The 6,534-nt window shown below is 68.2% G+C and carries 5 protein-coding genes and 1 pseudogene; 4 read left to right on the forward strand and 2 right to left on the reverse strand.

What is annotated here, in order from left to right:
- Window positions 1–74: 74 nt before the first annotated feature.
- Window positions 75–1,730, reverse strand: a complete 1,656-nt coding sequence (locus tag AC1DZ6_RS16300) for a M28 family metallopeptidase (RefSeq protein WP_477098197.1) — start codon at window positions 1,728–1,730, stop codon at window positions 75–77.
- Between the two features lie 124 nt (window positions 1,731–1,854).
- Between AC1DZ6_RS16300 and AC1DZ6_RS16305 the strand changes: the two genes are divergently transcribed.
- Window positions 1,855–2,628: an exodeoxyribonuclease III gene (locus AC1DZ6_RS16305; protein WP_477098198.1), complete on the forward strand. Its 774-nt coding sequence runs from the start codon at window positions 1,855–1,857 to the stop codon at window positions 2,626–2,628.
- 34 nt (window positions 2,629–2,662) lie between these two features.
- On the opposite strand, the gene AC1DZ6_RS16310 is transcribed toward AC1DZ6_RS16305, so the two are convergent.
- Complete coding sequence (locus AC1DZ6_RS16310) at window positions 2,663–3,640, reverse strand: threonine ammonia-lyase (protein WP_477098199.1); 978 nt, start codon at window positions 3,638–3,640, stop codon at window positions 2,663–2,665.
- A 99-nt stretch (window positions 3,641–3,739) separates the two neighbouring features.
- Here AC1DZ6_RS16310 and AC1DZ6_RS16315 point away from each other — a divergent pair, with 99 nt between their 5' ends.
- From AC1DZ6_RS16315 to AC1DZ6_RS16325, 3 genes and pseudogenes are all read left to right on the forward strand, one after another.
- On the forward strand, window positions 3,740–4,348 hold the full coding sequence (locus AC1DZ6_RS16315; RefSeq protein ID WP_477098200.1) for an acyloxyacyl hydrolase: 609 nt from the start codon (window positions 3,740–3,742) through the stop codon (window positions 4,346–4,348).
- Between the two features lie 136 nt (window positions 4,349–4,484).
- Window positions 4,485–5,771, forward strand: a complete 1,287-nt coding sequence (locus AC1DZ6_RS16320) for an adenylosuccinate synthase (protein WP_477098201.1) — start codon at window positions 4,485–4,487, stop codon at window positions 5,769–5,771.
- A gap of 154 nt (window positions 5,772–5,925) precedes the next feature.
- Window positions 5,926–6,534 (forward strand): annotated as a pseudogene (locus AC1DZ6_RS16325) (hypothetical protein); the annotation flags it as partial.

The raw sequence follows: 6,534 nt of genomic DNA on the forward strand, positions 1-6,534 counted from the left end.
CGCCGGAAGCTCTGAGTTCACGCGTCGGTCCCGGGTCTTCGCTTCGCTACGTCCGGGATGACAATAGAAAGAAGCTACTTGCGATCGCTCTTGGTCGTGTCGCGCAACGCCTTGAACTCAGACCCCGCCTGCCACTCCGGCCAGGTCTTCGAATTGGCGAGGTCGGCGCCGATTTCGTAGAACAGGCCGATGTCCTGGGCCTGACCGCTCAGGTCCCAGTCGGCGCTCCATTCGTCGGCGGGCTGGTGGTAGCGGTTGGCGGTGTAGTCCTCTTCCGCCTTCTGGCCGGCTTCCTTGCCGCCCTTGACCAGGTCTTCGCCCGAGCCGACCGAGATGGCCGGCACGCCGCGCTTTGCGAACGGGAAGTGGTCCGAGCGATAGAAGTGGCCGGCCTGGGGCGAGGGGTCGGGCGTGAAGTAGCGGCCATGGGCCTTGGCCTTGGCCACCAGCAGGTCCTGCAGGTCGACCTTGCCGTCGCCCGAGGTGGTGATGTCCTTGGCCGGACCGGCGGCCGACAGGGCGTCGATGTTCAGGTCGCCCACCGTCTTGGACAGCGGATACAGCGGGTTGGCCCCGTAATATTCCGAGCCCAGCAGGCCGCGCTCTTCGGCGGTGACGGCCAGGAACAGGATCGAGCGCTGCGGGGCCGGCTGGGCCTTGAAGGTGCGGGCCAGCTCCAGGATGGCGGCGATGCCGTCGGCGTTGTCGATCGCGCCGTTGTAGATCTTGTCGCCCTTGGCGTCCGGCTGGCCGACGCCCAGGTGGTCCCAGTGGGCGCTGTAGATCACGGTCTCGTCCGGGCGGGCCGAGCCCTTGATCCGGCCGGCGATGTTCTTGGAGACGATCACCGAGTGGTCGACGGCGTATTCGGCCGAGAAGGTCGCGCCCTTCAGTTCGACCGGCTTGAACTCGCGGCTCTGGGCCTGCTTCTTGAGCGCGTCGAAGTCCAGGCCCGAGGCCTTGAACAGGTTCACGGCCACGTCGCGCTGGATCCAGGCCTCCAGGTTCGGATGGCTCTTGGCGGGGTCTTTGCGGACGATGTCGAACATGGTGGCCGTGTTGGAGTTCTTGACCGTGGCCCAGCCGTAGGAGGCCGGCGCGCTCTCGTGGACGATCAGCACGCCGGCCGCGCCCTGGCGGGCGGCCTCCTCGAACTTGTAGGTCCAGCGGCCGTAATAGGTCATGGCCTTGCCGCCGAAGTCTCCGGAACCGGTCTCGAAGTCGGGGTCGTTGATCAGCACCACCAGGACCTTGCCCTTCAGGTCCAGGCCCTTGAAGTCGTCCCAATTGCGCTCGGGGGCCTTGACCCCGTAGCCGACGAAGACCAGCGGCGCGTCCTTGATGGCGACGCTGTCGACATTGGTCATGGCCGCGCGCACGGCGATCTCGTCGCCCTGCCCCAGGTGCGCGTGCTCGCCGTTGATCATGAAGTGGACGTGCGGGGCGCCCTTGATGTCGAACTTGCCCAGCGGCACGTCCTGGGTCCAGGCGCGGGTTGCGTCCTTCTGGAGGTCGCCGGCCGGCTCCAGCCCGATGGTCTTCATCTGGCCGACGATGTAGTCGACCGCCTTGGTCTCGCCGGCCGTGGCCGGGCCGCGGCCCTCGAACGCGTCGGACGACAGCACCTTGATGTGGGCCGACAGCTTGGCGGGGTCGATATTGGGCGCGTCCGCCGCGTGAGCCAGCATGGGAATGGCGATCAGGGCGGTCGCGAGCAGAAGGCGTTTCATCGGGCCTCTCTTTTGGAGCAGATCTTGGCGCGGACCCTAGCCGCAGGCGCCGCGCGCGTCATCCTCCGACTTGGCCGTACAGCGTTGTCAGGGACCGTCCCGCTTCCTGCCGCGTTTGCACCCCGTGAAGATCGCGACCTTCAACATCAACAACGTCGTCAAGCGCCTGGACAATCTGGTCGCCTGGCTGGCCGAGGCCGAGCCCGACGTGGTGTGCCTGCAGGAGCTGAAGGCCGAGCAGGGCTGGTTTCCGGCCGAGCCGCTGGCCCAGATGGGCTACCACGCCGTGTGGAAGGGTCAGCGCAGCTGGAACGGCGTGGCGATCCTGGCGCGGGACGCCCAGCCGGTCGTGACCCGCACCGCGCTGCCGGGCGATCCCGACGACAGCCAGGCCCGCTACATCGAGGCGGCGGTCAACGGGGTGCTGGTCGCCTCGCTCTACCTGCCCAACGGCAATCCCCGGCCGGGGGCGAAGTTCGACTACAAGCTGGCCTGGTTCGCGCGGCTGATCGCCCACGCCGCCGACCTGCGCGCGTCGGGCGCGCCGGTGGTGCTGGCCGGCGACTACAACGTCGTGCCGACCGAGGCCGACATCTACCAGCCGCACAGCTGGAAGGACGACGCCCTGTTGCAGCCGGAGGTCCGCGCCGCCTACCGCGCCCTGCTGGACCAGGGCTGGACCGACGCCCTGCGCGAGGCCCATCCCGACGGCCCGCCGTGGACGTTCTGGTCGTATCTGCGCAACCGCTGGCCGGCCGACAAGGGCCTGCGCCTGGATAATCTGCTGCTGACGCCGGACCTGGCCGCACGGCTGACGGGCGCCGGCGTCGACCGCTGGACGCGCGGCGAGGACGGAGCCAGCGACCATGCGCCGACGTGGGTGGAGTTGGAGGGCTGAGGGGGACGCGCGACGAGCGCATGTTCCCGGCTGGCTACAGGTCCCCGTTCAGGATCCGCGCGTACAGCGCCGGGTCCACATTGCCGCCGGAGCAGACGATCGCCGCCGTCTGGCCCTTCAGGTCGATCTTTCCCGTCAAAGCCGCCGTCAGGGCCACGCAGCCGCCGGGTTCGATCACCAGCTTCAGCACCGAGAACGCGTAGCGCATGCCCTCGGCCACCTCGGCGTCGGTCACCGCGACGATCCCACTAAGATTGCGGCTGTTGATCGGCCAGGTCAGCTCGCCGGGGATCGGGGTCAGCAGGGCGTCGCAGATCGAGCGGGCGCCCTCGTCGATGGTCTCCCGCTGGCCGGAGGCGAGAGATCGGCGGGTCTCGTCGAAACCGGCCGGCTCGGCGCCCCAGACCTCGGTCTTCGGCGACAGCGCCTTGACCGCCGTCGAGACGCCGGCGATCAGCCCGCCGCCGCCGACGGGGCTCAGCACCTTGTCCAGCTCGACGCCCAACGCCCTGGCCTGCTCGACGATCTCCAGCCCCGCCGTGCCTTGTCCCGCGATGATGTGCGGATCGTCGTACGACGGCACGACCACGCACCCGCGCTCGGCGGCGATCTGGTCGGCGATGGCCACGCGGTCCTCGGTGAAGCGGTCGTAGAACCGGATCTCGGCGCCGAAGCCGCGCGTGCCCTCGACCTTCACGGCCGGCGAGTCCGACGGCATGACGATCAGGGCCGGGCAGCCCAGCAACTGGGCCGCCAGGGCCACGCCTTGGGCGTGGTTGCCCGACGAGAAGGCCACCACCCCGCGCCGTCGCTCGTCGTCGCTCAGCTGGGACAGGCGATTATAGGCGCCGCGGAACTTGAAGGCCCCGGCCCGTTGCAGGGTCTCGGGCTTGATCAGCACGCGGCCGCCGAGGCGTTCATTGAGCGCCGGGCTCTCGATCAGCGGGGTGCGAACGGCCTGGCCTTCGAGCCGGGCGGCGGCGGCTTGGATGTCGGAAAGGGCGATGGTCATGGCGTGTAGGTCTATCGTCCCGCAAACCTCGCCGAAACCCTTTGCGAGCTGCGCCGTTCAAGCCATAAGAGGACACACGATCTGGCTGGGGAATACACTGTGAATAAAGCCCTGTTCGCCGCTGCGGCCTGCGCCGCCGTGGCTATCGCCGCGCCCGCGTTCGCCGGCGAGGCCTTTATCGGCGTCTACAAGCACGACGTCACGTTCCTGGGCGAGGCCGTCGGCCTGGGCGCCGCCGGCCGCGAGGACGGCGTCGACGTGCATCTGGGCTATCGCACCAACCGCATCGAGAGCCTGCGCTGGCTGGGCAAGCCCCAGGTCCACGCCTTCGTCTCGATCAACAGCGAGAACACCTCCAACTTCGTGGCCACCGGCTTCGACTGGCCGATCGAGCTGGGCGCGCCGGGCGGCTTCTACCTGCGTCCGGGCTTCGGCCTGGCCTATACGGACGGCGAGGCCGGCCTGCCGCCGGTCAACCAGCCGGGGATTTCCCAGGCCGAGATCGATCGCCGCCTGGTGCTCTACAACACCCGCATCGATTTCGGTTCGCAGGTGCTGTTCGAGCCGGAACTGGCCCTGGGCTACAAGTTCAACGACCGCGTGTCGGCCGAACTGTCCTACACGCACCTCTCGAACGGCCAGATCTTCCACCAAGGCAAGAACCAGGGGCTTGACGACGTGGGTGTCCGACTGGTTTACGCCTTCTGAAATCGCGGGGTCCGGCCTTCCGGACCCTGTCGCCGCCCAAGCTTGGGCCGCCCAGAATTGAATTCAACGTCCGCGGTCGAGTCCTGTCGAAGGGCCGCGTGACGTCACCGGGCAGGTGACAAGGCATATCTAGACCATGGCCAATGTGACCGTAGTCGGCGCCCAATGGGGTGACGAGGGCAAGGGCAAGATCGTCGACTGGCTGTCCAACCGGGCGGATGTCGTCGTGCGTTTCCAGGGTGGCCACAACGCCGGCCACACCCTGGTGGTCGAGGGCAAGGTCTACAAGCTGGCCCTGCTGCCGTCGGGCGTCGTGCAGGGCAAGCTCTCGGTCATCGGCAACGGCGTGGTGGTCGATCCCTGGCACCTGCTCTCCGAGATCGCCAAGATCGCCGAGCAGGGCGTGATCATCGGCCCCGATCTGCTGGTGCTGGCCGACAACGCCACCCTGATCCTTCCGCTGCACAAGGACCTGGACCAGGGCCGCGAGGCCGCGTCCAGCCAGAAGATCGGCACCACCGGCCGCGGCATCGGCCCGGCCTATGAGGACAAGGTCGGCCGCCGCGCCATCCGCGTCGCCGACCTGGCCGATCCCGAAGCCCTGAAGCCCAAGATCGAGCGCCTGCTCAGCCACCACGACGCCCTGCGTCGCGGCCTCGGCCTGCCCGAGGCCGACGGCGAGGCGCTGTTCGACCAGCTGATGGAGATCGCGCCGAAGATCTTGGCCTACGCCCAGCCGGCCTGGCGCCTGCTGGACCAGGCCCACAAGGCCGGCAAGCGCATCCTGTTCGAAGGCGCTCAAGGCGCGCTGCTGGATGTCGATCACGGCACCTATCCGTTCGTCACCTCGTCCAACACCGTCGCCGGCCAGGCCGCGGCCGGTTCGGGCATGGGTCCCAAGGGACCGGGCTACGTGCTGGGCATCGTCAAGGCCTACACCACCCGCGTGGGCGAAGGCCCGTTCGCCTGCGAGCTGGACGATGAAGTCGGCAAGCACCTGTCGACCGTCGGCCGGGAAGTCGGCGTCAACACCGGCCGCGCCCGCCGCTGCGGCTGGTTCGACGCGGTCCTGGTCCGCCAGTCCGTCGCCATCAACGGCATCGACGGCATCGCCCTGACCAAGTTGGACGTGCTGGACGGTCTGAAGACCCTGAAGATCTGCGTCGGCTACAAGATCGGCGACCGCGAGGTCGACTATCTGCCGGCCGGCATGCGTGACCAGGCCGCCGCCGTGCCGATCTACGAGGAAATGGAAGGCTGGAGCGAAAGCACCGCCGGCGCCCGCTCGTTCAAGGACCTCAACGCCAACGCCATCAAGTACGTGCGCCGGGTCGAGGAACTGATCGGAGCCCCCGTGGCCCTGCTGTCAACCAGCCCCGAGCGCGACGACACCATCCTGATGCGCGACCCCTTCCAGGGCTGATCGCGCCAAGGTTTGGGGACAGGCGCACGCGTCTGTCCCCAGCCATGCCCCTTCGGTTTTCCCAGGCCGGATTAGCGATTGCTTAGCAGGCCTGGCCCTATGACGTCGGCTTCCCAGGGAAGGTTCGCCGTCATTGGCCGCTGCGCGTCGTTTAATGAAGTCCGCGAACAAGGCGGATCGCCTGACGCGCAGCCTGCGGGCGCTTGATCGCGAGGCTTCGACCAGCCGCGTCCTGAACCTGCTGGCCATCGAGGCCCGCAGCGGCCACCGGCCCGAACACGCCGAAGCGCCGTTGTTTCGCAACCGCATCCTCAACAGCGCCCTGGTGGTCAAGCATCGCCTCCGGGCCGACGACATCTTCCTGTTCGACGAAATCCGGCCCAACGCCACCAAGATCATCATCCCGTTCGAGCGCAGCGATCTGGGTCTGGGCGGCCAGTCGTTCTTCGTGGGACAGCGCGGCTGGGTCGAGCTGCTGCGCGAGGCTTGCAACGAACACACCGACATGGCGCGCGACATCGCGACCCTGCGCCTGATCGACCAGCTTCCGTCCCTGGATCCGTTCCTGCTGCGCGAGCACCTGCGCCGCCACGGCCTGTCGGTGTCGTCCAGCTACTTCGCGCTGTCGGGCGCGGACATGGAGCAGATGCACAGCTTCGTGTCGGTCCAGATCTCGCATCTGATCGACCTGGCGTTCCGCGACACCGGCCGGGTCACCCCCGGGGCCTACGCCGCCCGCCTGGTCGAGGCCCTGCTGTCGACC

The sequence above is a fragment of the Caulobacter sp. P1_B12_2 genome (assembly GCF_056406675.1).